At 67.9% G+C, this 22,361-nt stretch carries 19 protein-coding genes; 13 read left to right on the top strand and 6 right to left on the bottom strand.

The features are described from left to right. The first annotated feature begins 421 nt into the window (after nucleotides 1–421). Nucleotides 422–2,620 (top strand): M14 family zinc carboxypeptidase, encoded by a 2,199-nt coding sequence (locus ACSX1D_RS21790; RefSeq protein ID WP_439860421.1) that lies wholly within the window; start codon nucleotides 422–424, stop codon nucleotides 2,618–2,620. 160 nt (nucleotides 2,621–2,780) lie between these two features. Here ACSX1D_RS21790 and ACSX1D_RS21785 read toward each other — a convergent pair whose 3' ends face one another. The 5 genes from ACSX1D_RS21785 to purE form a co-directional block, all read right to left on the bottom strand. Beyond that, nucleotides 2,781–4,844, bottom strand: a complete 2,064-nt coding sequence (locus ACSX1D_RS21785) for a cation:proton antiporter (protein WP_439860420.1) — start codon at nucleotides 4,842–4,844, stop codon at nucleotides 2,781–2,783. 388 nt (nucleotides 4,845–5,232) lie between these two features. Further along, nucleotides 5,233–5,766: a DUF3299 domain-containing protein gene (locus ACSX1D_RS21780; protein WP_439860419.1), complete on the bottom strand. Its 534-nt coding sequence runs from the start codon at nucleotides 5,764–5,766 to the stop codon at nucleotides 5,233–5,235. A 34-nt stretch (nucleotides 5,767–5,800) separates the two neighbouring features. After that, a complete protein-coding gene (locus ACSX1D_RS21775) occupies nucleotides 5,801–6,046 on the bottom strand; it encodes a GlsB/YeaQ/YmgE family stress response membrane protein (RefSeq protein ID WP_208707753.1) in 246 nt (81 codons plus the stop codon). Nucleotides 6,047–6,179: 133 nt separating this feature from the next. Beyond that, the gene (locus ACSX1D_RS21770; RefSeq protein ID WP_208707752.1) at nucleotides 6,180–7,265 is read right to left on the bottom strand and encodes a 5-(carboxyamino)imidazole ribonucleotide synthase; all 1,086 of its coding nucleotides are present in this window, start codon (nucleotides 7,263–7,265) and stop codon (nucleotides 6,180–6,182) included. A 134-nt stretch (nucleotides 7,266–7,399) separates the two neighbouring features. Next, nucleotides 7,400–7,891, bottom strand: coding sequence for a 5-(carboxyamino)imidazole ribonucleotide mutase (purE, locus tag ACSX1D_RS21765; RefSeq protein ID WP_208707751.1), 492 nt, complete (start codon nucleotides 7,889–7,891; stop codon nucleotides 7,400–7,402). Nucleotides 7,892–8,313: 422 nt separating this feature from the next. Between purE and ACSX1D_RS21760 the strand changes: the two genes are divergently transcribed. The 7 genes from ACSX1D_RS21760 (at nucleotide 8,314) to ACSX1D_RS21730 (ending at nucleotide 15,713) form a co-directional block, all read left to right on the top strand. Continuing rightward, nucleotides 8,314–8,673, top strand: a complete 360-nt coding sequence (locus ACSX1D_RS21760; protein WP_439860418.1) for a VOC family protein — start codon at nucleotides 8,314–8,316, stop codon at nucleotides 8,671–8,673. Nucleotides 8,674–9,121: 448 nt separating this feature from the next. Further along, on the top strand, nucleotides 9,122–10,036 hold the full coding sequence (locus tag ACSX1D_RS21755; protein ID WP_439860417.1) for a glutamate/aspartate ABC transporter substrate-binding protein: 915 nt from the start codon (nucleotides 9,122–9,124) through the stop codon (nucleotides 10,034–10,036). Between the two features lie 240 nt (nucleotides 10,037–10,276). Continuing rightward, a complete protein-coding gene (locus ACSX1D_RS21750; RefSeq protein ID WP_369958380.1) occupies nucleotides 10,277–11,023 on the top strand; it encodes an amino acid ABC transporter permease in 747 nt (248 codons plus the stop codon). Next, nucleotides 11,020–11,688: an amino acid ABC transporter permease gene (locus ACSX1D_RS21745; protein ID WP_439860416.1), complete on the top strand. Its 669-nt coding sequence runs from the start codon at nucleotides 11,020–11,022 to the stop codon at nucleotides 11,686–11,688. Before ACSX1D_RS21750 ends, ACSX1D_RS21745 begins: the two co-directional genes overlap by 4 nt. Beyond that, nucleotides 11,685–12,419 carry an amino acid ABC transporter ATP-binding protein gene (locus ACSX1D_RS21740; protein WP_439860415.1) on the top strand — a complete coding sequence of 245 codons (735 nt, stop codon included), beginning with the start codon at nucleotides 11,685–11,687 and terminating at the stop codon, nucleotides 12,417–12,419. Before ACSX1D_RS21745 ends, ACSX1D_RS21740 begins: the two co-directional genes overlap by 4 nt. 65 nt (nucleotides 12,420–12,484) lie before the next feature. Continuing rightward, entirely contained in the window at nucleotides 12,485–14,398 is a 1,914-nt protein-coding gene (locus ACSX1D_RS21735; protein WP_439860414.1) for a sensor histidine kinase, read from the top strand. Continuing rightward, nucleotides 14,391–15,713, top strand: a complete 1,323-nt coding sequence (locus tag ACSX1D_RS21730) for a sigma-54-dependent transcriptional regulator (protein WP_439860413.1) — start codon at nucleotides 14,391–14,393, stop codon at nucleotides 15,711–15,713. The genes ACSX1D_RS21735 and ACSX1D_RS21730 overlap by 8 nt, the downstream gene beginning before the upstream one ends. A gap of 43 nt (nucleotides 15,714–15,756) precedes the next feature. On the opposite strand, the gene ACSX1D_RS21725 is transcribed toward ACSX1D_RS21730, so the two are convergent. Then, a complete protein-coding gene (locus tag ACSX1D_RS21725) occupies nucleotides 15,757–16,743 on the bottom strand; it encodes a GlxA family transcriptional regulator (RefSeq protein ID WP_439860412.1) in 987 nt (328 codons plus the stop codon). A gap of 186 nt (nucleotides 16,744–16,929) precedes the next feature. On the opposite strand from ACSX1D_RS21725, the gene ACSX1D_RS21720 reads away from it, so the two are divergent. The 5 genes from ACSX1D_RS21720 to ACSX1D_RS21700 all read left to right on the top strand — a co-directional run bounded on the left by ACSX1D_RS21720 (nucleotide 16,930) and on the right by ACSX1D_RS21700 (nucleotide 22,324). Next, nucleotides 16,930–17,775 (top strand): alpha/beta hydrolase family protein, encoded by an 846-nt coding sequence (locus ACSX1D_RS21720; protein WP_439860411.1) that lies wholly within the window; start codon nucleotides 16,930–16,932, stop codon nucleotides 17,773–17,775. Between the two features lie 14 nt (nucleotides 17,776–17,789). After that, the gene (locus ACSX1D_RS21715) at nucleotides 17,790–18,584 is read left to right on the top strand and encodes an acyl-CoA thioesterase (protein ID WP_439860410.1); all 795 of its coding nucleotides are present in this window, start codon (nucleotides 17,790–17,792) and stop codon (nucleotides 18,582–18,584) included. 95 nt (nucleotides 18,585–18,679) lie between these two features. Next, nucleotides 18,680–19,672, top strand: a complete 993-nt coding sequence (locus tag ACSX1D_RS21710) for an AraC family transcriptional regulator (RefSeq protein WP_439860409.1) — start codon at nucleotides 18,680–18,682, stop codon at nucleotides 19,670–19,672. A gap of 361 nt (nucleotides 19,673–20,033) precedes the next feature. Next, nucleotides 20,034–21,062: a histone deacetylase family protein gene (locus ACSX1D_RS21705; protein WP_439860408.1), complete on the top strand. Its 1,029-nt coding sequence runs from the start codon at nucleotides 20,034–20,036 to the stop codon at nucleotides 21,060–21,062. Nucleotides 21,063–21,211: 149 nt separating this feature from the next. Then, complete coding sequence (locus ACSX1D_RS21700; RefSeq protein ID WP_439860407.1) at nucleotides 21,212–22,324, top strand: polyamine ABC transporter substrate-binding protein; 1,113 nt, start codon at nucleotides 21,212–21,214, stop codon at nucleotides 22,322–22,324. Nucleotides 22,325–22,361: the final 37 nt, after the last annotated feature.

Below are 22,361 nucleotides of genomic sequence, written 5' to 3'. Positions count from 1 at the left end.
AACGGCAATTTAAGGCGCCGGCGCGGCCGTCATTTATCTGGCTGCCAACGCCGCGAAATCCTTCGCCATCCATCGGCGGCGCTAACCGATTGATTCAAAAAACCAGGCAATGCGCTGGACCGCGCCGCGGTTTCTCTGCGCCACGCGCAGGCTGTCGCTTATAGCCTACTGAATGCCCAAAAAGCCGTGTTTTCTGCGGACTTAGCCGGAAATTGACAGCAAATTAGAGCACTTCTACTTTGCAACGGTTCCCTGCCCGCGCTGGCACCAGTAGCCGATCGGGGTCAGTTGAGGAAGTACTGACCCCGTTCCCGGCTGGCAGCGGAATGCATGCCCTAGCCGTCCTGAGTTCCACAAGAACTCTTCCCATCGCGAAGCCCATCCCGCTTCGCCGAGCAACTTTATTCGAAGGAAATGAATAATGAAGACAGCTCTACACACCTTCTCTGCCATCGCCCTGCTGGTGGCCAGTGTCAATACCGGCCTGGCGTTGGCTGCCCCCAACGCCTCGCAGGACGACTTTCTCCTGCTCGAGCAGGAGAAGGCCTCCAACAAGATCTACAAGGCGTTCTTCCCCAACAAGGAGGTGGCCCGCAAGGCGGCCATCAGTTTCCACGGCCAGATGCTCGAATCGCATTACAACGACGGCTACCTGGTGATGGAGTTGAACGACGAAGAGATGCAGAAGCTGCAGGTGTTCGGCTTCACCTTCGCCCCGGCCAGCGAGTTCATCGAGAAGCGCAATCAGGTGCTGACCAACATGCAGAACCGCCTGCTGCTGAAACAGCAGGCGAAGTCGAGCGACAGCATGAGCACCAGCAGCGCCGCCGCCAGCGGTATTCCCGGCTACTCCTGCTACGCCACGGTGGAGGAAACCTTCGCGGTGGCCGCCGGCATGGCCAGCAGCAAGCCGACCCTGGCGCAGTGGCTGGATGTCGGCGACTCCTGGGAGAAAAGCAACAGCCTGGGCGGCCACGACATGCGCGTGCTCAAGCTGACCAACCAGGCCAAGACCGGCAACAAGCCCAAGCTGTTCATCAACAGCGCCATCCATGCCCGCGAGTACACCACCGCGGCGCTGACCCTGGACTTCGCCCGCTGGCTGGTCGACGGCTATGGCCAGGATGCCGATGCCACCTGGATTCTCGACCACCACGAGGTGCACATCATGCTGATGGCCAACCCGGACGGCCGCAAGAAGGCCGAGACCGGGCTGTCCTGGCGCAAGAACACCAACCAGAACTACTGCGGCGCCACCAGCAACAGCCGCGGCGCCGACCTCAACCGCAACTTCACCTTCGGCTGGAACAGCACCAACGGCCAGGGCTCCAGCGGCAGCCAGTGCAACGACACCTACCGTGGCCCCAGCGCCGGTTCCGAGCCGGAAATCCAGGCCCTGGAGAACTACGTGCGCGGCCTGTGGCCGGACCGTCGCGGCCCGGGCAAGAACGACGCGGCGCCCAGTGACACCAGCGGCATCCACCTGGATATCCACAGCTACAGCGAACTGGTGCTCTGGCCCTGGGGCGACACCAGCACCCCGGCGCCCAACGGCACAGCCCTGCAGACCCTGGGTCGCAAGTTCGCCTTCTTCAACGGCTACAGCCCGCAGCAGTCCATCGGTCTCTACCCCACCGACGGCACCAGCGACGGCATCAGCTATGGCGAACTCGGCGTGGCGGCCTACACCTTCGAGCTGGGCACCCAGTTCTTCCAGAACTGCAGCACCTACACCAACACCATCAAGCCGAACAACCTGCCGGCGCTGGTCTACGCCGCCAAGGTGGTGCGCACCCCCTACCTCACGCCCTCCGGGCCGGACGTGACCGCCCTCAGCCTCAGCGGCAGCGCCGCCACCACCGGCGTACCGGCCGGCACCGCGGTGACCATCAGCGGCACGGCCAGCGACGCCCGCTTCAACAACAGCAACGGCAGCGAAAGCACCCAGGCGATCGACGCGGTGGAGGTCTACATCGACAAGGCGCCCTGGGAATCCGGCGCCACGCCGGCGGCCCTGCAGGCCAGCGACGGCAGCTTCAACAGCGCCACCGAGGGCTTCACCGGCAGCCTGGTCACCGCGGGACTGAGCGAAGGCAAGCACCTGGTCTATGTGCGCAGCCGCGACAGCTCCGGCGCCTGGGGCGCGGTCAGTGCCAGCTTCCTGGTGATCAACAAGGATGGCGGCACGCCGCCGGCGCAGTACTGCAGTGCCGCCAGCGGCAGCGCCAGCCACGAGTGGATCGGCAAGGTGCAGCTCGGCAGCTTCAGCAACAGCTCGGGCGCCAGCAGCTACAGCGACTTTACCGGTCAGCAGATCAATGTGCTGCGTGGCAACAACAGCCTGACCCTCACCCCGCAGTTCGCCGGCACCGCCTACAAGCAGTACTGGAAGGTGTGGATCGACCTCAACCGGGACGGTGATTTCAGCGACGCCGGCGAGCAGGTGTACAGCTCCGGCAGCGCCAAGACCACGGTGATCAACGGCACCCTGAACATCCCGGCCGGCGCCACCAGCGGCAAGACCCGCATGCGCGTGGCCATGCGCTACAACACCGCGCCCAACGCCTGCGGCACCTTCGACTACGGCGAAGTGGAGGACTACAGCGTGCTCATTCCGTAAAGCGCCCGCGGGACCGGGGCTCCTCTACCGGTCCCGCCCCTTCCACTGGACGGGCCCGGGTGATGGCGCGCGCCGCCTTCACCTGGGCCACCGGCCTCGCCCGAACAGCCCCCGAACGCCCCCTCAGCAACACCCGGCCCACTGCGCAGTGGCCAGCGCCCTAGCCTTTTCGATCCAGCGCGTCGGCGCGACCACGGGCCAGCTCGAACATCTGCTGCTCCACCCGCTCGATCAGCTTGCGACTCTCCGCCGGCTCCAGCACGCCCTCGTCCGCCAGGTGCTGCACCGCCTCGCGCTGGCGGTTGAGCAGCAGGCGCAGCGCCGTATAGGTCTCCAACTGGCCGACCGCGGCGCCATGTTCACGACGCAGTTGCCCCAGGCATTGCCGGGCCTGCTCCAGGTTGGCGGCGATCTGCCGCTGCGCGGCCGCCGCCATGGCTGAATCCGGGGCCAGGTCGGCGGCCAGGCTCAGCAGCGCCTGCTGGGCCTGCAGGTAGCCGCGCAGGGTGCCGTAGACGGCGGCCAGGTGACGAAAGCGCGTGCGATGCAGCCAGCCCCAGCGGGCCAGGCGCTCGAGCCAGGGCGGATCGGACCAGAGCGTCTGCAGCTTGCGCCGCGGCCCCAGGTCGGGCGTGCCGTCGAGCGCCGCCTCCACCGCCTCGACCAGGCGCCCCGCGGCGCCATGGTCGAGCAGCCCCAGGCCGAACTGGTTCCAGTAGTTCTGCCGCTCGCTCTCCAATAGCTGGCGCTTGTAGAAGATCTCCAGGTCCTCCTCCGGCCCCGGCTCGCTGGCCTGGAATTGCGGGCTCAGGCGCAGCCCCTGCAGGCTGCGCTCGATGCTCGCCCAGTCGGCGTCGGCGAGCAGCTCGTCCCGGCGCAGGAAGCTGAGCAGGTCGGCCACCTCGCTGTGAATCAGCCCCTCGGCCTTGAGTACCGTGGCGCGCTTGGCCGCCGGCAGCTGGGCCAGGCCGAGGTAGCGCAGCAGGGCGCTGATGGTGCCGCCGTTGATCACGATGGTCAGCACCACCAGGCCGGCGGTGAGGAACAGCACCTGTTCGCGGATCTCGGCGTCGATCTGGCTCTGCTGCGCCACCGACAGCGCCAGGGCCAGGGCCACCGCGCCGCGCAGGCCGCCCCAGGTGAGGACGATGGCCTTGTCGCGGGTCAGGCCGATGCCCAGGCGCGCCAGCAGCGGCGAGAGCAGCGCGATGGTGGTGCCGCGGATCAGGTTCACCCCGAGATAGAGCAGCAGCAGGCTCAGCCACATGCCCAGCGACGGCGGCGCCACCAGGCGGGCGATGATGATGCCGACCAGCAGGAAGATCAGGGTGTTGAAGATATAGGCGAGCATTTCCCAGAAATGCCGCAGGTAGTGCATCACCTCGGGGCTGAAGCGCGTGCGACCGACGCCGGCCAGCAGCACCGCGGTGGTCACCACCGCCACCACCCCCGAGGAATGGAAGCCGTGCTCGGCGACGATGAAACCGAGGTAGGCCGCAGCGATGGTCACCACGGTTTCCAGCACCGCATCGTTGAACACCTTGCCGACCCAGTACACCACCGCGGCCGCCACCAGCAGGCCGACCAGGGCGCCCACGCAGACCACCCGCAGGAACTCCAGGCTGACCGAGCCGATCCCCGTATCGACCGCGCCGCCCACCAGCATGCTGTAGAACAGCACGAAGAAAACGATGGCGGTGCCGTCGTTGAGCAGGGATTCGCCCTCGATCAGGGTCTCCAGGCGCTTGCGCGAGCTTTGCTCCTTGAGCAGCGACACCACGGCCACCGGGTCGGTGGCGCTGACCAGGGCGCCGAACATCAGCGCCACCGGCCAGCTCCAGTCCAGGGGCAGGGCCAGGCGCACCAGCAGCGCGGTGAGCAGGGTCGCGATCAGCAGGCCGGGCACCGCCAGCAGGGCGATCTGCACCAGCATGCGGCGGAACAGGTGCACTTCCATGGCGAAGGCCGATTCGAAGATCAGCGCCGGCAGGAACAGAAACAGGATCAGTTGCGGCTCGATGCCGGCCACCTGCTCGATGCTCTGGCCGAACTCCGCCGCCCAGGACGGCAGCCAGGCCTGCTGAGCGAGCGCGCCCAGGAGCAGGCCGAGCAGCAGCAGGGCCACCGAATAGGGCACCTTGCTGCCGTGCAGGAAGAAACGCAGCAGGGCGCCGCTGAGCAGGGCGAATACCGTGAACAGCAGAATCGCCAGACCTTGTGTCATGGCTCGCTCCCCGTGTCCGGGCAGGCGCTGGCCGATCCGTGCTCAGGAGCCAGGCAGCCGGCACGAAAGGGACACCTGGCTTCAAGCATAGGCAAAGGGAGGATCTTGCGGCCCGTCCGGCCCGACGCACGGACCAGTAGGGTGCGCCATGCGCACCACCGGCAGCCATGTGCTTGGTGCGCGCGGCGCACCCTACGCGACTGACGACCAGGCATCCCGTAGGGTGCACCATGTGCACCATGTGCACCACCGGCAACCAGGCATTTGGTGCGCGCAGCGCACCCTACGAGTCTGACGACCGGGCATCCCGTAGGGTGCACCATGTGCACCACCGGCAACCATATGCTTGGTGCGCGCGGCGCACCCTACGCGCGCGGATCGCCGCCCCTTAGAGGTCCGCCTCCTCCACCAGGCGCACCGAGCCGGCATCCAGGGCGTAGGCCGCATCGGCCAGTTCGTTGCTTACCGGCTCGACCTTGAGCGTGCCGCTGACCCACAGCGGCGCGTAGATGTCTTGCAGCTCGATGCCCTGGGGGTAGCGCACCAGCACCAGCTGATTGGGCGGCGGCGGCGGCACGTGGATGCAGGCGCCGGGATAGGGCACCAGGAAGAACAGGGTGCTGCGGCCCTCGGCGTCGTTTTCCAGGGGCACCGGGTAGCCACCGAGGCGAATCGGCTTGCCGTCTAGCGCCGCCACAGTCTTGGTCGAATACATCACCGCCGGCAGGTCCTTGTCCTGCTGCTTGAGGCCGCCGGGAGCATAGAAGGCGCTGTCCTGCTCCGCGCCGTCGTGGCTGATCTCCGGCATCGCCTCGAGGGCCAGGCGGTCCTCCTCCGGCATCAGCTCCAGCCAGTCGGTTTCGGCCGGCTCGGCCAGCGCCAGATGGCTCAGTACAAGCAGAATCAGCAGCAGATAACGCATAGGGAATACTCGCAGATGCCGTCAGGGGCCTGGCTCAGCCCTTCTTGATCGCGCCATAGATGATCAGCAGGACCACGGCGCCGACCACCGCGCCGATGAAACCCGCCGTCTGGCCGACCTCGTAGATGCCCAGGGCCTGGCCTCCGTAGGTCGCGGCGATGGAGCCGCCGATGCCCAGCAGGATGGTCATGATCCAGCCCATGCCGTCGTTGCCGGGCTTGAGGAAACGTGCGATCAGGCCAACGATCAGGCCGATGAAGATGATACCGATGATGCCCATGGCGTGCCCTCCGGACAGATGGAAAGCCACGGTCCAGATGACCGTGGCGCTAGGCCATCAGACGGGCAGGCGCCCCAGAGGTTCCGCATGAGCGCCCCGGCGCCGTCGCTGGACGGCGCCGGGGCAGGCCGCATCAGGCCCCGGCGATCAGCGCCTGGACTTCGCCGATGCGCGCATCCAGGGTCGCCCGGTCGGCGCAGCGCAGGGTGGCGTGACCGACCTTGCGGCCGATCTTGAAGGCCTTGCCGTAGTGGTGCAGGTGGCAGTCGTCGATGGCGATCACCTTGTCCACCGCCGGCACTTCGCCGATGAAGTTGAGCATGGCGCTCTCGCCGAGCTTGGCGGTCGAGCCCAGCGGCAGGCCGGCAACGGCGCGCAGGTGGTTCTCGAACTGGCTGCACTCCGAGCCCTCGATGGTCCAGTGCCCGGAGTTGTGCACCCGCGGGGCGATCTCGTTGGCCTTGAGGCCGCCGTCGACCTCGAAGAACTCGAAGGCCAGCACGCCGACGTAGTCGAGCTTGCTCAGCACGCGGCCGACGTAGTCCTCGGCCAGGGCCTGCAGCGGGTGGTCCGTGCTGGCGATCGACAGGCTGAGTATGCCGTTGTCGTGGGTGTTGTGCACCAGCGGGTAGAAGCGCGTCTCGCCATCGCGGCCGCGCACGGCGACCAGCGACACTTCGCCACTGAACGGCACGAAACCTTCGAGGATGCACGGCACGCTGCCCAGCTCGGCGAAGGCATCGACCACGTCTTCCGGCTTGCGCAGGACCTTCTGGCCCTTGCCGTCATAGCCCAGGGTGCGGGTCTTGAGCACCGCCGGCAAGCCGATGCTCAGGGCCGCGGCGTCCAGGTCGGCCTGGCTCAGCACGTTGGCGAATTCCGGGGTGGGAATGCCCAGATCCTTGAACATCGACTTCTCGAACCAGCGGTCGCGGGCGATGCGCAGCGATTCGGCGCAGGGGTAGACCGGCACGAACTGCGAGAGGAAGGCCACGGTCTCGGCCGGCACGCTCTCGAACTCGAAGGTCACCAGATCGACCTCGTCGGCCAGCTGGCGCAGGTGGTCCTGGTCGCCGTAGTCGGCGCGGATGTGCTCGCCCAGGGCCTGGGCACAGGCGTCCGGCGCCGGGTCGAGGAAAGCGAAGTTCATGCCCAGCGGAGTGCCCGCCAGGGCCAGCATGCGGCCCAGCTGACCGCCACCGATTACACCGATTTTCATCTAGAAAGCCCCTTTCAATGGGTGGCGAGAGCAAGCAGGTGTGCGTCGCGCGCCGCCCAGCACGCGGATTCTACACCCAGCCCCCGGGCATGCCGAGCCAGGCACGGCGCGCGGAGGCGCCGTGCCGCAGCCACTCAGGCCTGACGCGGGTCCGGATTGTCCAGCACGGTCTCGGTCTGTTCCTGGCGGAACTTCTTCAGCGCCGCGTGGAACTCCGGGTGCTGGTGGCCGAGGATGCTCGCCGCCAGCAGCGCCGCGTTGACCGCACCGGCCTTGCCGATGGCCAGGGTGGCGACCGGGATGCCAGCCGGCATCTGCACGATCGACAGCAGCGAATCGACACCCGAAAGCATCGACGACTGCACCGGCACGCCGAGCACCGGCAGGTGGGTCTTGGCCGCGCACATGCCCGGCAGGTGGGCGGCGCCGCCGGCACCGGCGATGATCACCTGGATGCCACGGCCTTCGGCCTCTTCGGCGTACTGGAACAGCAGGTCCGGGGTGCGGTGGGCGGAAACCACCTTGACCTCATGGGGAATGCCCAGCTTGTCCAGCATCTCGGCGGTGTGGCTAAGGGTGGACCAGTCGGACTTGGAGCCCATGATCACGCCAACCAGTGCGCTCATCGTCGTGCCTCTTCATCTGGCGCCTGTCGGCGCGTCAAAAACCAACAAGCCACGCACAGGGGCGTGGCTTGTCATGTTTGGGTCAAACCCGCGAGCCGGCGGATTTGAAGGCGGCGCAGTATAGCGTAACGACACAAATAGCGCCCCCCCTGCATGACCGTCCGTCGCCAGACGCCGGGCGCGGGCTGTGTGGCCTTTCCGCTATGAGGACGCGGCGCAACGAGTAGCCTGCAACTCACGGTGGAAAAGGCTTCGCCGTCTTCCTCCCTACGGCCGCTTCGCTGGGGGGAGGAGGCGCCGGGGGCGTAGGGTGGGCAACGCGTTGCTTGCCCAGCAGTTCCATGGGCGAAGCGAAAGGGCAGACAAGCTCAATTATGCTGAACCTATAGGCCTGCCCCGGTGAGCCAAGGGAGAACAGCACGATGAAGCAGCACGAAAAACTCAACTACGTCGAATTCCCGGCCAAGGACCTGGCCGCGACCAAGGCCTTCTTCGAGGCGGCGTTCGCCTGGGCCTTCACCGATTACGGCCCGGAGTACACGGCATTTGCCGACCAGGGCCTGGATGGCGGGTTCTTCAAAGCAGACTTGTGCGCGGAGCAGGACCAGGGCAGCGCCCTGCTGGTGTTCTACAGCGCCGCTCTGGAGGAAACCCAGGCCAAGGTCGAGCGGGCCGGCGGACGGATCAGCAAGGCCATCTTCGCCTTCCCCGGGGGCCGGCGTTTTCACTTCATCGAGCCCGGCGGCAATGAGTTCGCGGTGTGGAGCGATATCGACGCCTGACGTTGCTCTGCTCATCTGATGGGTGAAGCCGAATAGCGCTCCACCCCTTCCCCCCTGTTTGCCGATTCACTGCGTCGCTCATAGGGTCGGGTTTCGCGCGGCAAGCGCCGAAACCGGATCACCGGCCACCTGCGAGTGGCCTCGATGCCCCCGAAAAGGCTTCGCCATTTTCCACCCTAGGCGGCCTGCACCTCAGTATTCCCACCCACACCGTTCGGTTTTCCGAATGCACAAGGCGCCCGCGTTCGCCGTGGCGAACGCAGCGTCTCGGCCACACCCACCCAATAAATGTATTTTCCCTTTATTTTCAGATAGTTAAGCAACTCGACAAATTGAAAACGCAGCTGGCACGCTCCCTGCTCTAGCTCACGGCAGGCACGCCAACGCCTTCCGGCCGACCGACACCCACCTGGCCGGCCGCCCGATAACAACAACAGTGAGAATCCGCATGACCAAGAGCACGCTTTCCCGCACCGTCGCCCTCGCCCTGACCGCCGGCCTGCTCAGCGCCCCGGCGCTGGCCGAGGAACTGACCGGCACCCTGAAGAAGATCAAGGAGTCCGGCACCATCGTCCTGGGCCACCGCGACGCCTCCATTCCCTTCTCCTACTTCGGCGACAGCCCGCAGCAGCCGGTAGGCTTCTCCCATGACCTGCAGCTGAAGGTGGTCGAGGCGATCAAGCAGAAGCTGGAGCTGCCGGAGCTCAAGGTGCGCTACAACCTGGTGACCTCGCAGACCCGCATCCCGCTGGTGCAGAACGGCACCGTCGACCTGGAGTGCGGCTCCACCACCAACAACGTCGAGCGCCAGCAGCAGGTGGACTTCTCCGTGGGCATCTTCGAGGTGGGCACCCGCCTGCTGACCAAGAAGAGCTCGGGCATCAGCGACTTCGCCGACCTGACCGGCAAGAACGTGGTGACCACCGCCGGCACCACCTCCGAGCGCCTGCTCAAGAGCATGAACGCCGAGAAGCAGATGGGCATGAACATCATCTCGGCCAAGGACCATGGCGAGTCCTTCCTGATGCTCGAGTCCGGCCGCGCGGTGGCCTTCATGATGGACGACGCGCTGCTGTTCGGCGAGATGGCCAAGGCCAAGCAGCCGGCCGACTGGGCCGTGGTCGGCACCCCGCAGTCCTACGAGATCTACGGCTGCATGGTGCGCAAGGGCGACCCGGCGTTCAAGGCGCTGGTCGACGGCGCCATCACCGCCACCTACCAGTCCGGCGAAGTCAGCGCCATCTACGACAAGTGGTTCATGCAGCCCATCCCGCCGAAGGGCCTGAACCTGAACTTCCCCATGAGCGCGGAGCTGAAGAAGCTCATCGCCAACCCCACCGACAAGTCTGCCGAGCAGCTGTGACGGTGACGCCGACGCGCCCTCACGAGGGGCGCGCCGGCGGGGAACCGGGAGCCCGAGCCCCTGCGGGGCTCGCTCCCAGCTACCACCCGAATGGACCGGGGGCACGTCCGCCAACCGCGGACGGGGCCGGCACGCGCCTGCCCCGCCCCCTCCAACCGACTGTTTTGGATGCAGCCGCCAATGCCGGCAAAGGCCGGCGACCTGGCCGCTGCATCTGGCGACACCCGAGGGTTTACCCGCATGAATTACAACTGGGACTGGGGCATCTTCTTCAAGTCCACCGGCATCGGCAGCGAGATCTACCTGGACTGGTTCTTCACCGGCCTGGGCTGGACCATCGCCATCGCCCTGGTCGGCTGGGTCATCGCCCTGCTGCTCGGCACCCTGCTGGGCGTGCTGCGCACCGTGCCGAACCGCGTGCTGGCCGGCATCGCCACCGCCTACGTGGAGGTGTTCCGTAACGTGCCGCTGCTGGTGCAGCTGTTCCTCTGGTACTTCCTGGTGCCGGACCTGCTGCCCGAGCCGCTGGAACTGTGGTTCAAGCAGGACCTGGCACCGGCCACCTCGGCCTACCTGAGCGTGGTGCTGTGCCTGGGCCTGTTCACCGCCGCACGGGTCTGCGAGCAGGTGCGCACCGGCATCCAGGCGCTGCCCAAGGGCCAGACCGCCGCCGGCTACGCCATGGGCCTGCGCCTGCCGCAGATCTACGCCAACGTGCTGCTGCCGCAGGCGCTGCGCATCGTCATCCCGCCGCTGACCTCGGAATTTCTCAACATCTTCAAGAACTCCTCGGTGGCCTCGCTGATCGGCCTGATGGAGCTGCTGGCGCAGACCAAGCAGACCGCCGAGTTCAGCGCCAACCTGTTCGAGGCCTTCACCCTGGCCACGCTGATCTACTTCACCCTGAACATGACGCTGATGCAGCTGATGCGGGTGGTGGAGAAGAAGGTCGCGGTCCCCGGGCTGATCGCCGTAGGAGGCAAGTGATGGACTTTTCCGCAATCATCCCGGCCCTGCCGGGCCTGGCCGACGGCATGTGGATGACCCTCAAGCTGATGGTCCTCGGCGTGCTCGGCGGCGTGCTGCTGGGCACCCTGCTGGCGCTGCTGCGGCTGTCGCCGAACCGCCTGCTGGCCAACTTCGCCGCCACCTACGTCAACTACTTCCGCTCCATCCCGCTGCTGCTGGTGATCACCTGGTTCTACTTCGCGGTGCCCTTCATCCTGCGCTGGATCACCGGCGAAGACACCCCGGTGGGCGCCTTCAGCTCCTGCCTGGTGGCCTTCATCATGTTCGAGGCGGCCTACTTCTGCGAGATCGTGCGCGCCGGCATCCAGGCCATTCCCAAGGGCCAGATGGGCGCGGCCAGCGCCCTGGGCATGAGCTACGCCCAGAGCATGCGCCTAATCATCCTGCCCCAGGCGTTCCGCAAGATGACCCCGCTGCTGCTGCAGCAGAGCATCATCCTGTTCCAGGACACCTCGCTGGTCTACACCGTGGGCCTGATGGACTTCCTCAACGCCGCCCGCTCGCGCGGCGACATCATCGGCCAGGCCCATGAGTTCCTGATCTTCGCCGGCCTGGTCTACTTCATCGTCAGCTTCTCCGCCTCGCTGCTGGTCAAGCATCTGCAAAAAAGGTTAGCCGTATGATCTCTATCCAGAACGTCAACAAGTGGTACGGGGACTTCCAGGTGCTCAGCGACTGCAGCACCGAGGTGAGGAAGGGCGAGGTGGTGGTGGTGTGCGGGCCGTCCGGCTCCGGCAAGTCGACCCTGATCAAGTGCGTCAACGCCCTGGAGGCCTTCCAGCAGGGCGACATCGTGGTCGACGCCACCTCGGTCGCCGACCGCAAGACCGACCTGCCCAGGCTGCGCTCGCGGGTCGGCATGGTGTTCCAGCACTTCGAGCTGTTCCCCCACCTGTCGATCACCGAGAACCTGACCATCGCCCAGGTCAAGGTGCTCGGCCGCAGCAAGGCCGAGGCCACCGAGAAGGGCCTGGCCCTGCTCGAGCGGGTCGGCCTGGGCGCCCATGCCCACAAGCACCCCGGCCAGCTGTCCGGCGGCCAGCAGCAGCGCGTGGCCATCGCCCGCGCCCTGGCCATGGACCCGGTGGTGATGCTGTTCGACGAGCCGACCTCGGCCCTGGATCCGGAGATGGTCAACGAGGTGCTCGACGTGATGGTGCAACTGGCCAACGAGGGCATGACCATGATGTGCGTGACCCACGAGATGGGCTTCGCCCGCAAGGTCGCCGACCGGGTGATCTTCATGGACGCCGGCAAGATCGTCGAGGACTGCCCGAAGGACGAGTTCTTCGGCGACATCGATGCCCGTTCCGAGCGGGCCCAGCAGTTCCTCGCCAAGATCCTTCAGCACTGAGGCCTAGGATGGGGCGGGCGGTTCACCGCTCGCCCGCCGCAACTGGTCAGCCCCGGACGACTGTGATGCAATGCCCTCCCGCCTGCCTTGGCGCCATGCCGCCCGCCCTGACCGTGAAGCCGCGTCTGACCCGCCATCTGCTGCTGCCGCTCCTGCTGCTGGCCCTGGTGCTCGCCTGTGGCTACGCCGGCTACCGCATCAGCGCGGGGGTGGGCATCCGCGCCCTGGCCGAGAACGGCGAACGCCAGCTGGAGCTCAACGCCCGGGCGGTGGAAAGCGAGATCACCAAGTACACCTACCTGCCCAGCCTGCTGGAGCTCAACGACGACGTCCGTCGCCTGCTGCAGACGCCCAGCCACTACCGCCGCCAGCGGGTCAACGACTTCCTCGAGGGGCTCAACCAGCGCAGCGGCAGCCTGGCCACCTATGTGCTGGACACCGAGGGCCGGGTGCTGGCCACCAGCAACTGGCGTACGCCGAGCAGCTTCCTCGGCGAGGACCTGTCGTTCCGCGCCTACTTCCAGGACGCCATGGCCGGCCGCCCCGGGCGCTTCTACGGCATCGGCAGCACCACCGGCGAGCCCGGCTACTACCTGGCCCACGGCCTCAAGCAGGGCGAGCGGATCATCGGCGTGGCGGTGGTCAAGGTGCGCCTGGATGCCCTGGAGCAGCGCTGGCAGCGCGCCCGCCTGGAGGCCTACGTCAGCGACGAGAACGGCATCATCATCCTCGCAAGCGCCCCGGCGCGCCGGCTCAAGGCCGTCTACCCCCTGGGCCCGAGCACCCGCGAGCGCCTGGCGCGCAGCCTGCAGTACCACTGGGTGGCCCTGGAGGAGTTGCAGCCCCTGGCGCGCCAGAGTCTGGGCGAGGGTATCGAGCAGGTCAGCTTCGCCGCCGCCGACCCCGGCCAGGCCGCCGGGGCGGTCAACTACCTGCAGCAGAGCCGCGCCCTGGACGACACCCCCTGGCACCTGACCCTGCTCACCCCGCTGCGCGAGCAGCGCCGCACGGCCATCGGCCACGCCCTGCTGGCGGGGGTGGCCTGCGCCCTGCTGATCTTCCTCGGCCTGGCGCTGAACCAGCGGCGCAAGGTGATCGCCACCCGCCTGGCCGCCCGCGAGGCCCTGGAGCAGGCCAACAGCCAGCTGGAACGACGCATCGCCGACCGCACCCGCTCCCTGCGCGCCAGCAACGAGCGGCTCAAAGCCGAGATCGGCGAACGCCGACAGACCGAGGCCAACCTGCGCAAGACCCAGGACGAGCTGGTCCAGGCCGGCAAGCTGGCGGTGATCGGGCAGATGTCCACCAGCATCGCCCACGAACTCAACCAGCCGCTGGCGGCCCTGCGCACCCTGTCCGGCAACACCGTGCGCTTCCTCCAGCGCGGCGCCCTGGACGTGGCCGGCAGCAACCTGCAGACCATCGGCGAGCTGGTCGACCGCATGGGCAAGATCACCGCCAGCCTGCGCGCCTTCGCCCGCCGCTCGGACGACCACGGCCAGGCCGACCTGGACAAGGCGGTGGAAGCGGCGCTGATGCTGTTGCACCCGCGCCTGCAGCGCACGCCCCTGATCGTCGAACGCGACTACGGCCAGGAGCCGCTGCGCCTGGCCATCGACCAGACCCGCCTGGAACAGATCCTGGTCAACCTGATCGGCAACGCCCTGGACGCCATGGCCCGGCAGGGTGACCGGCGCCTGTGGCTCAGCGGCGCCCTGGACGGCGCCCGCTACCAGCTGGAAGTGCGCGACAACGGCCCGGGCATCGACCCGGCGCTGCGCGGCCACCTGTTCGAGCCCTTCTTCACCACCAAGCCCGGCGAGCAAGGCCTGGGCCTGGGCCTGACCCTGTCCGCCAGCCTGGCCGCCGCCGCCGGCGGCAGCCTCGGCGTGCGCCACCCGGACGAAGGCGGCACGGCCTTTATCCTCAGCCTGGCGCTGCACGCCGGCATGCCCCTGGAGCATCCACACCATGGCTGAAGCCCTCAGCGTCCTGATCGTCGAAGACGACCCCCATGTCCTGCTCGGCTGCCAGCAGGCCCTGGCCCTGGAAGACATCCCCAGCGAGGGCCTGGGCAGCGCCGAGCAGGCCCTGGCGCGGGTCGGCGCGAATTTTCCCGGCATAGTGGTCAGCGACATCCGCCTGCCGGGGCTGGACGGCCTGCAGCTGCTGAGCGCGCTCAAGCGCCGCGATCCGAGCCTGCCGGTGGTGCTGATCACCGGCCACGGCGACATCGCCATGGCGGTGGGCGCCATGCGCGACGGCGCCTACGACTTCATCGAGAAGCCCTTCTCCCCCGAGCGCCTGGTCGAGGTGTGCCGCCGCGCCCTGGCCCAGCGCGGCCTGGCCCGCGAGGTGGGCGAGCTGCGCCGCCAGCTGGCCGGACGCCAGGCCCTGGAGCAACGCCTGATCGGCCGCTCGCCGGCCATGCAGCGCCTGCGCGAGTTGATCGCCAACGTCGCCGATACCGGCGCCAACGTGCTGATCGAGGGCGAGACCGGCACCGGCAAGGAGCTGGTGGCGCGCTGCCTGCACGATTTCAGCCGGCGCTCGCGCAAACAGTTCGTCGCCCTCAACTGCGGCGGCCTGCCGGAGAACCTGTTCGAGAGCGAGATCTTCGGCCACGAGGCCCATGCCTTCACCGGCGCCGGCAAGCGGCGCATCGGCAAGATCGAACACGCCGACGGCGGCAGCCTGTTCCTCGACGAGATCGAGAGCATGCCGCTGAACCTGCAGATCAAGCTGCTGCGGGTGCTGCAGGAGCACAGCCTGGAGCGCCTCGGCTCGAACCAGCCGATCGCCGTGGACTGCCGGGTGATCGCCGCGACCAAGGCCGACCTCGACGCCCTGGGCCGCGCCGGGCAGTTCCGCAGCGACCTCTACTACCGGCTCAACGTGGTCAGCCTGGAGCTGCCGCCGCTGCGCGAGCGGCGCGAGGACATCGCCCTGCTGTTCGAGCACTTCCTGCAACTGGCCGCGCTGCGCTTCGACCGCCCGGCGCCCGAGCCGGATCGCCACACCCTGGCCGCGCTGCTGGCCCACGACTGGCCGGGCAACGTGCGCGAGCTGCGCAACGTCGCCGAGCGCTTCGCCCTCGGCCTGCCGGCCTTCAAACACAGCGGCCCGAGCGCGGACGCCGGCGGACCGAGCTTCGCCGAGGCGGTGGAAGCCTTCGAGCGCAGCCTGCTGGGCGACGCCCTGGCCCGCCACGGCGGCAACCTCAGCCAGGCCAGCCAGGCCCTGGGCATGGCCAAGACCACGCTGTTCGACAAGGTGAAGAAGTACGGCCTGTAGGGCGGCAAAGCCTGGGGCGTTTTCCACCCTACCGGGCTGATGCCTAGACGCCCGCGCAGGCGTTGTTGAAGCGCCGCCGGTAGGCGCCCGGCGCGATGCCGACCCGCTGCTTGAACAGGCGGCGGAAGGAGCTGCCGTCCTCGTAGCCCACCTGCTGGGTGATGCGCTCGAAGTTCTCCTGCCCGCCCTCCAGCAGGTGCTTGGCCCGCTCGATGCGCAGGTTCTGCAGGTACTGCCCGGGGGTCTGCCCGGTGGCGTCCTTGAAGCGCCGGATCAGGCTGCGCGGGGTCAGGGCGAAGCGCTCGGCGACCTGCTCCAGGGCGATGGGCTCGGCCAGGTGCTTCTCCAGCCAGATCTGCACCTTCAGCACTGCCTGGTCCTGGTGGCTCTTGCCGAACGGGCCGCTCATGTAGGGCGTCTGGCTGCGCTCGGCGCTGTCGACCAACAGTTTCTTCGAGCACTCGGCGGCCAGCTGGGGCGAGGCGAAGCGACGGATGATGTGCAGCAGCAGGTCGCTGCCGGTGGTCGAGCCGGCCGAACAGAGCAGCAGGCCGTCGTCGGTCACCGTGCGCTCGGCCTGCAGCCGCACCCGCGGGAAGTGCCGGGCGAACTGCTCGGCGAAGATCCAGTGGGTGGTGGCGCGCTTGCCGTCCAGCAGGCCGGCCTGGGCGGTGACGAAGGTGCCGGTACACATGCTGGCGATATAGCCGTTGCGACCATTGTGATGGCGCAGCCAGGCGCACACCGGGCCCATCTCGGGCAGTACCGCGAGGATGTTGAACATGAAGCCCGGCACTATGACCAGCTCGCTATCCTCGACCTCGGCCAGGGCCTTGTGCGGCGTCAGGCGCAGGCCGCCGGTGCAGGTCACCGGCGCGCCGTCGATGGACACGCTCTGCACCTCGAAGGGGGCGGCGCCGGCACCTCCGCTGGCGAACCGGTGCAACACGTTGGCGCACTCGAGGAACTCCAGGGCCGCCGATACGCTGGTGGCCGAGCAACGATCGGCCATCAGAACCGTCACCTTCATCGCAATGTCCTCACTTCCCTGCCTCGCCTAGGTTTTCCAACGGCCCGTTAGCCGCGCTTTTCGCACGTTTTTCGTCATTTTCACCCATGGTGAGCCCGTCGCCCGCTGCCTAGCATTGCGCCCCACCAGGGGATGGGAGGCGCCACCACGGGCGACTTAGCACCATGGTCCAAGAGGAGCACGGCGATGAAACATACAGCCTATCGACTGTTCAAAAAACCCTTCTTCGGTCGCTTCATGCGGCCCTGGCGCTGGCCGGACGGTATCGACCAGGGGCCCTGGCAACGCCTGAGCATCGCCAGCGGCTCGGGTGCCCGCCTGGCCGCCCTGCTGGCCGAGGCCCATACGCCCGAGGCCAAGGGCGCGGTGCTATTGGCCCACCCCATGGGCACGGCGGCCAAGGGCTTCTGGCTGAAACAGGGCCACGCCGAGCTGCTGCGCCGGTCCGGTTATCACGTGATGCTGTTCGACCTCAACGGCTTCGGCGAGAGCAGCTCCACCACCATGGACTACCCCCTGGACGTGCTGGCCGCCGGCCAGGCCCTGCAGACCCGCTATCCGCGACTGCCGCTGGGGCTGCTCGGCGCCTCCATGGGCGCGGCCATGAGCGTCTGCGCCCTGGCCCAGGCCGGACATCCGTTCAAGGCCGCGGTGCTCGAGTCGGCCTTTCCGACCCTGCTGCACTTCTGGCGCCGCTACCCCATCCCCCGGCTCGGCATCCAGCTGTCCAGGCTGCTCTATCCGGCTGGCGAGCGGCGCCTGCGCCCGCTCCAGGCCGCTACCCGGCTGGTGGGCCAGCCGCCCCTGCTGCTGATCTACGGCGAGGATGACCCCTACACCCCGGTGCGGGACGGCCGGCAGCTGCACCAGGCCCTGGCCCAGGCCACCCATAGCGAGTTCTGGCAGGTGCCGGGGGCCCGGCACACCCTGGCCTATGCGGCGCAGCCCGAGGCCTACGCGCAGCGGGTGAGCGCCTTCCTCGACAGCCACCTGGCCGGTCAGGGCCACCCCCATAACCACGCCATCGCCTAACCAGAGGAATGTCCATGAACTTTGCCGAGATGCTGCACGCCGCCTGCGCCTCATCCCCCAGCCAGGTGCAGATTCCCGAGCACTGGGGCCAGGGCCGGGCCACCTTCGGCGGCCTGCTGGCCGCCTGCCTGTTCGAGAAGATCCGCCCACGGGTGGCCACCGAGCGGGCGCTGCGCTCGCTGATGGTTTCATTCGTCGCCCCGGTGGCTCCCGGCGCCCTGGATGTACCGGTCAGGGTGCTGCGCGAAGGCAAGGCGGCGACCCAGGTGCAGGCCACGGCCTATCAAGACGATCGGCCCTGCGTGGTGATGCTGGCCAGCTTCGGCGGCGACCGCGCCTCGGCCGTGAGCGTGGCGGCCATGAACGCGCCGACCACCAAGAGCCCCGAAGCCGCAACGCAGTTTCCCTTTATCCCCGGCCTGACGCCGGACTTCACCCAGCACTTCGACTACCGTTATGCGGTCGGCACGATGCCCTTTATGGGCGGCCGGGAACCCCACCTGGGCGGCTGGATCCGCCTGCGCGAGCCGGGCGACCAGGCGGCCGGGGTGGCCGAACTGCTGTGCCTGCTGGATGCCTGGCCGCCGGCGGTGTTCAGCCTGCTCAAGGCCCCGACCGCCGGCAGCACCCTGACCTGGAGCCTCGGCTTCGTCGAGCGCCCCGAGGCCTGCACGGGCGGCGACTGGTGGCAGTACCTGGCCGACATCCAGCATGCCGCCAACGGCTACAGCCATATCGATGCCACCCTGTGGGACCGCCACGGCCACACGGCGCTGGTCAGCCGCCAGACCGTCAGCGTCTTCGCCTAACGGCACGCCCGGCCATGGGGTCGTCGACATTCGCGGTATGCTTCTTGCTCGCTTTTTGCCGATAGTCGGCCACCTGAAGACCGCGGACGCCACCGATGCTGCATGCCCACCTGACCACCCTGCACGTGGTCGCCCTGATCCTCGAGCTGCTCGCCGAGCGGCCCGCGCAGGCCGAGGCCCTGCTGGCCGGCAGCGGCATCCAGCCCGGCGAGCTGGCCAGCGGCGAGCGGCGCATCACCCGCACCCAGGAACTGCAGGTGTGCGCCAACGCCCTTGCGCGGCGCGCCGACCTCGGCCTGGAACTGGGCCGGCGTCTGCACGTGTCGTCCTACGGCCTGCTCGGTTACGCCGCGCTGTCGGCTGCCACCTTTGGTGACGCCTGGCGCCTGCTGCTGCAGTACCCGGCGCTGCTCGGCACCTATTTCAAGCTGGAGCTGAGCGTCGAAGGCGGACTGGCCTGGGTCGGCGCCGCCGACTACCAGCATGACGCGGCGCTGGAGCGCTTCAACGTGGAGATGTGCCTGGCCTCGCTCAGGCTGGTCTGCGACGAGCTGCTCGGTCGCCCGCTGCCCCTGGCCGCGGCCCAGTTCCAGCATGCCCGGCCCGACTACGTCGCGCGCTACGCGGCCAGCTTTCCCTGCCCGCTGCAATTCGACGCCCCGCGCAATGCCTTCGCCTTCCCCGTCGAATGGCTGCAGCGGCGCCTGCCCCTGGCCGACCCGGTCACCCACCAGGACATGCTCGAACGCTGCCGCAAGCAGAACGTCGAGTTCACCACGCGCCAGGCCTGGCTGAGCCGGGTCCGCCAGCTGCTCGCCAGCCAGCTGGCCGAGCCACCGGGACTGGAGACCCTGGCACAGCAGCTGCATTGCTCGCCGCGCACCCTGCGCCGCCACCTGCAGGAGCTCGGCACCCACTACCAGGAACTGCTCGACGAGCTACGCTTCGCGCGGGCCAAGGCCCTGCTCGGCCAGGGCGACCTGCCGATCTGCCGCATCGCCGAGGCGCTGGGTTACAGCGAGAGCGCCAGCTTCCGCCATGCCTTCCAGCGCTGGAGCGGAGTCGCGCCGAGCCGTTTTCGTGCGTAAGTAACCCACCGCCCAATAGGCAGTGCGTAGGGTGGGTTAGGCGCCTGTCCAGGTTGCTTGCCGTCACACCAAGCTTTGCTGCGCCGTAACCCACCATGGGCAGCGAGGCGAGCGGCGATCCGGTGGGTTACGCGGCACCCGATTGGCGTTGCCGGCTGTGTATCAGGCGTTCAGTGCCGCTAACCCACCCTACCCCGACTGCGGCGGCCGCTGAATTTGGCCACTTCGATCCCCTATTGGCCGTTGCCAGCGTTTTCCCATCGCCCGCTGCGGCGAACAATGACTCCCACAAGACTGCTTGCCACAGCCATGGCTGCCACAACGATGGCTGCCACAACAACAAGCCTGGGAGCTCCCACAGATGCTGACCTACTACAGCGACGACCATCACCTGCACCACGGCAGCTGCGAGCTGATCGACGGCCAGTTGCTGCCCTGTTTCGAGAAGCCGCAGCGCGCCGACCATATCCTCGCGCGGGTAAGGGAACGCGACCTCGGCGAGGTGCGCGCGCCCCAGGACTTCGGCCGCGCGCCACTGGCGCGCATCCACTCGCCGGCCTACCTGGACTTCCTCGAAGGCGCCTGGGCGCGCTGGCAGGCTCAGGGCGGCAAGGGCGACCTGCTGCCCTACACCTGGCCGGCACGCACCCTCCGCCAGCAGCTGCCCAGCAGCCTGCACGGCCAGCTCGGCTACTACAGCTTCGACGCCGGCGCGCCGATCACCGCCGGCACCTGGCAGGCCGCCTACAGCGCCGCCCAGGTGGCCCTCAGCGCCCAGGCGCAGATCGCCGCCGGCGCCCACAGCGTGTTCGCCCTGTGCCGGCCGCCGGGTCACCATGCCGCCGCCGAGGTGATGGGCGGCTACTGCTACCTGAACAACGCCGCCATCGCCGCCCAGGCCTTCCTCGACCAGGGCCGGGCCAAGGTGGCGATCCTCGACGTCGACTACCACCACGGCAACGGCACCCAGTCGATCTTCTACCAGCGCAGCGACGTGGTGGTGGCCTCGATCCACGGCGACCCGGCGGCCGAGTTTCCGTTCTTCCTCGGCCATGCCGACGAGTGCGGCGAGGGGACCGGCGAGGGCTGCAACTTCAACTACCCGCTGCCGGCCGGCAGCGACTGGACAAGCTGGAGCGCGGCGCTGGAACAGGCCTGCCAGCGCATCGCCGAATCGGGCGCCGAGGTGCTGGTGGTGTCGCTGGGGGTGGACACCTTCAAGGACGACCCGATTTCCCAGTTCAAGCTCGACAGCCCGGACTACCTGCGCATGGGCCAGCGCATCGAGGCCCTCGGTTTGCCGACCCTGTTCGTCATGGAAGGCGGCTACGCGGTGGAAGCCATCGGGGTCAATGCGGTGAATGTGCTGGAAGGTTTCGAAGGCGCCTGAGCCTCTCGACGATGCGCTTCGTAGGGTGGACGACGCTCTTTTCGTCCACCGGATCTCCCCAGGTGGATGGATAGAACGTCATCCACCCTACGACAATCCCGCGCTCCCGGGCGCGGTGATTGAATCACAAGAAGAATGGAGTGACCTCGATGAACAGACTCACCCGCACCCTGACCGCCGGCCTCTGCGCCGGCGCCCTGCTCGGCGGCCTCGGCCAGGCCCTGGCCGCCGACAAGCCGCGCGAGCTGCGCGTGTACAACTGGGCCGACTACATGCTGCCCTCGGTACCCAAGGAGTTTCAGGAGAAATCCGGCATCCAGCTGACCTGGGACCTGTTCGACACCAACGAGGCCCTGGAGGCCAAGCTGCTCACCGGCAACTCGGGCTACGACCTGGTGGTGCCGTCCAATACTTTCCTCGACACCCAGATCCGCGCCGGCGTGTTCCGGAAGCTGGACAAGAGCAAGCTGCCCAACTGGCAACACCTCGACCCGGCGCTGCTGCAGCTGATGACAGCCAACGACCCGGGTAACGAGCACGCGGTGCCTTACATGTATGGCACCGTGCTGATCGGATTCAATCCGGACAAGGTCAAGGCCGCCCTCGGCGAAGACGCCCCGGTGAACAGCTGGGATCTGATCTTCAAGGAGGAGAACGCCGCCAAGCTGGCCCAGTGCGGGGTGACCATGCTCGACTCGCCGAGCGAGATGCTGCCGATCGCCCTGCACTACCTGGGTCTGGACCCGGCCAGCAGCAAGCGCGAGGACTACGACAAGGCCACCGAGCTGTTGCTGAAGATCCGCCCGCACGTGCGCTACTTCCACTCGGCCAAGTACATGACCGACATCGCCAACGGCAACATCTGCGTGGCAGTCGGATACTCGGGCAGCTTCTACCAGTTTGCCAACCGCGCCAAGGAAGCCGGCAACGGCGTGGTCATCGACTGGCGCCTGCCCAGGGAAGGCGCGCCGCTGTGGTTCGACTCCTTCGCCATCCCGGCCAGCGCGCAGAACGTCGACGAAGCCCACGAGTTCCTCAACAACCTGCTCGACCCGCAGGTGGTGGCGCCGATCAGCACCTTCCTCGGTTACCCGAACCCGAACAAGGACGCCATGCCACTGGTCAGCGCGGAAATCCGCGACAACGCCGACCTGACCCCGAATGCCGAGGCGCAGAAGACCCTGTACGTGCTCAAGCCGCTGCCGCAGAAAGTCGAGCGCCTGCGCACCCGCGCCTGGACCCGGATCAAGTCGGGGACCTGATCCGCGCGGCGCCCCTGACCGCGGCGGCCATCACGGC

Source organism: Pseudomonas sp. MBLB4136, assembly GCF_051904765.1.
Lineage (GTDB): Bacteria > Pseudomonadota > Gammaproteobacteria > Pseudomonadales > Pseudomonadaceae > Aquipseudomonas.
Note: the sequence above shows the minus strand (reverse complement) of the source record. Positions and strands in the feature narration are given on the sequence as shown.

What these genes read in the sequence shown, in the direction of transcription:
- ACSX1D_RS21790 (WP_439860421.1), top strand. Translation starts at nt 422, where the DNA reads ATGAAGACAGCTCTACACACCTTCTCTGCCATCGCCCTGCTGGTGGCC.
- ACSX1D_RS21785 (WP_439860420.1), bottom strand. Translation starts at nt 4,844, where the DNA reads ATGACACAAGGTCTGGCGATTCTGCTGTTCACGGTATTCGCCCTGCTC.
- ACSX1D_RS21780 (WP_439860419.1), bottom strand. Translation starts at nt 5,766, where the DNA reads ATGCGTTATCTGCTGCTGATTCTGCTTGTACTGAGCCATCTGGCGCTG.
- ACSX1D_RS21775 (WP_208707753.1), bottom strand. Translation starts at nt 6,046, where the DNA reads ATGGGCATCATCGGTATCATCTTCATCGGCCTGATCGTTGGCCTGATC.
- ACSX1D_RS21770 (WP_208707752.1), bottom strand. Translation starts at nt 7,265, where the DNA reads ATGAAAATCGGTGTAATCGGTGGCGGTCAGCTGGGCCGCATGCTGGCC.
- purE (WP_208707751.1), bottom strand. Translation starts at nt 7,891, where the DNA reads ATGAGCGCACTGGTTGGCGTGATCATGGGCTCCAAGTCCGACTGGTCC.
- ACSX1D_RS21760 (WP_439860418.1), top strand. Translation starts at nt 8,314, where the DNA reads ATGAAGCAGCACGAAAAACTCAACTACGTCGAATTCCCGGCCAAGGAC.
- ACSX1D_RS21755 (WP_439860417.1), top strand. Translation starts at nt 9,122, where the DNA reads ATGACCAAGAGCACGCTTTCCCGCACCGTCGCCCTCGCCCTGACCGCC.
- ACSX1D_RS21750 (WP_369958380.1), top strand. Translation starts at nt 10,277, where the DNA reads ATGAATTACAACTGGGACTGGGGCATCTTCTTCAAGTCCACCGGCATC.
- ACSX1D_RS21740 (WP_439860415.1), top strand. Translation starts at nt 11,685, where the DNA reads ATGATCTCTATCCAGAACGTCAACAAGTGGTACGGGGACTTCCAGGTG.
- ACSX1D_RS21735 (WP_439860414.1), top strand. Translation starts at nt 12,485, where the DNA reads ATGCAATGCCCTCCCGCCTGCCTTGGCGCCATGCCGCCCGCCCTGACC.
- ACSX1D_RS21730 (WP_439860413.1), top strand. Translation starts at nt 14,391, where the DNA reads ATGGCTGAAGCCCTCAGCGTCCTGATCGTCGAAGACGACCCCCATGTC.
- ACSX1D_RS21725 (WP_439860412.1), bottom strand. Translation starts at nt 16,743, where the DNA reads ATGAAGGTGACGGTTCTGATGGCCGATCGTTGCTCGGCCACCAGCGTA.
- ACSX1D_RS21720 (WP_439860411.1), top strand. Translation starts at nt 16,930, where the DNA reads ATGAAACATACAGCCTATCGACTGTTCAAAAAACCCTTCTTCGGTCGC.
- ACSX1D_RS21715 (WP_439860410.1), top strand. Translation starts at nt 17,790, where the DNA reads ATGAACTTTGCCGAGATGCTGCACGCCGCCTGCGCCTCATCCCCCAGC.
- ACSX1D_RS21710 (WP_439860409.1), top strand. Translation starts at nt 18,680, where the DNA reads ATGCTGCATGCCCACCTGACCACCCTGCACGTGGTCGCCCTGATCCTC.
- ACSX1D_RS21705 (WP_439860408.1), top strand. Translation starts at nt 20,034, where the DNA reads ATGCTGACCTACTACAGCGACGACCATCACCTGCACCACGGCAGCTGC.
- ACSX1D_RS21700 (WP_439860407.1), top strand. Translation starts at nt 21,212, where the DNA reads ATGAACAGACTCACCCGCACCCTGACCGCCGGCCTCTGCGCCGGCGCC.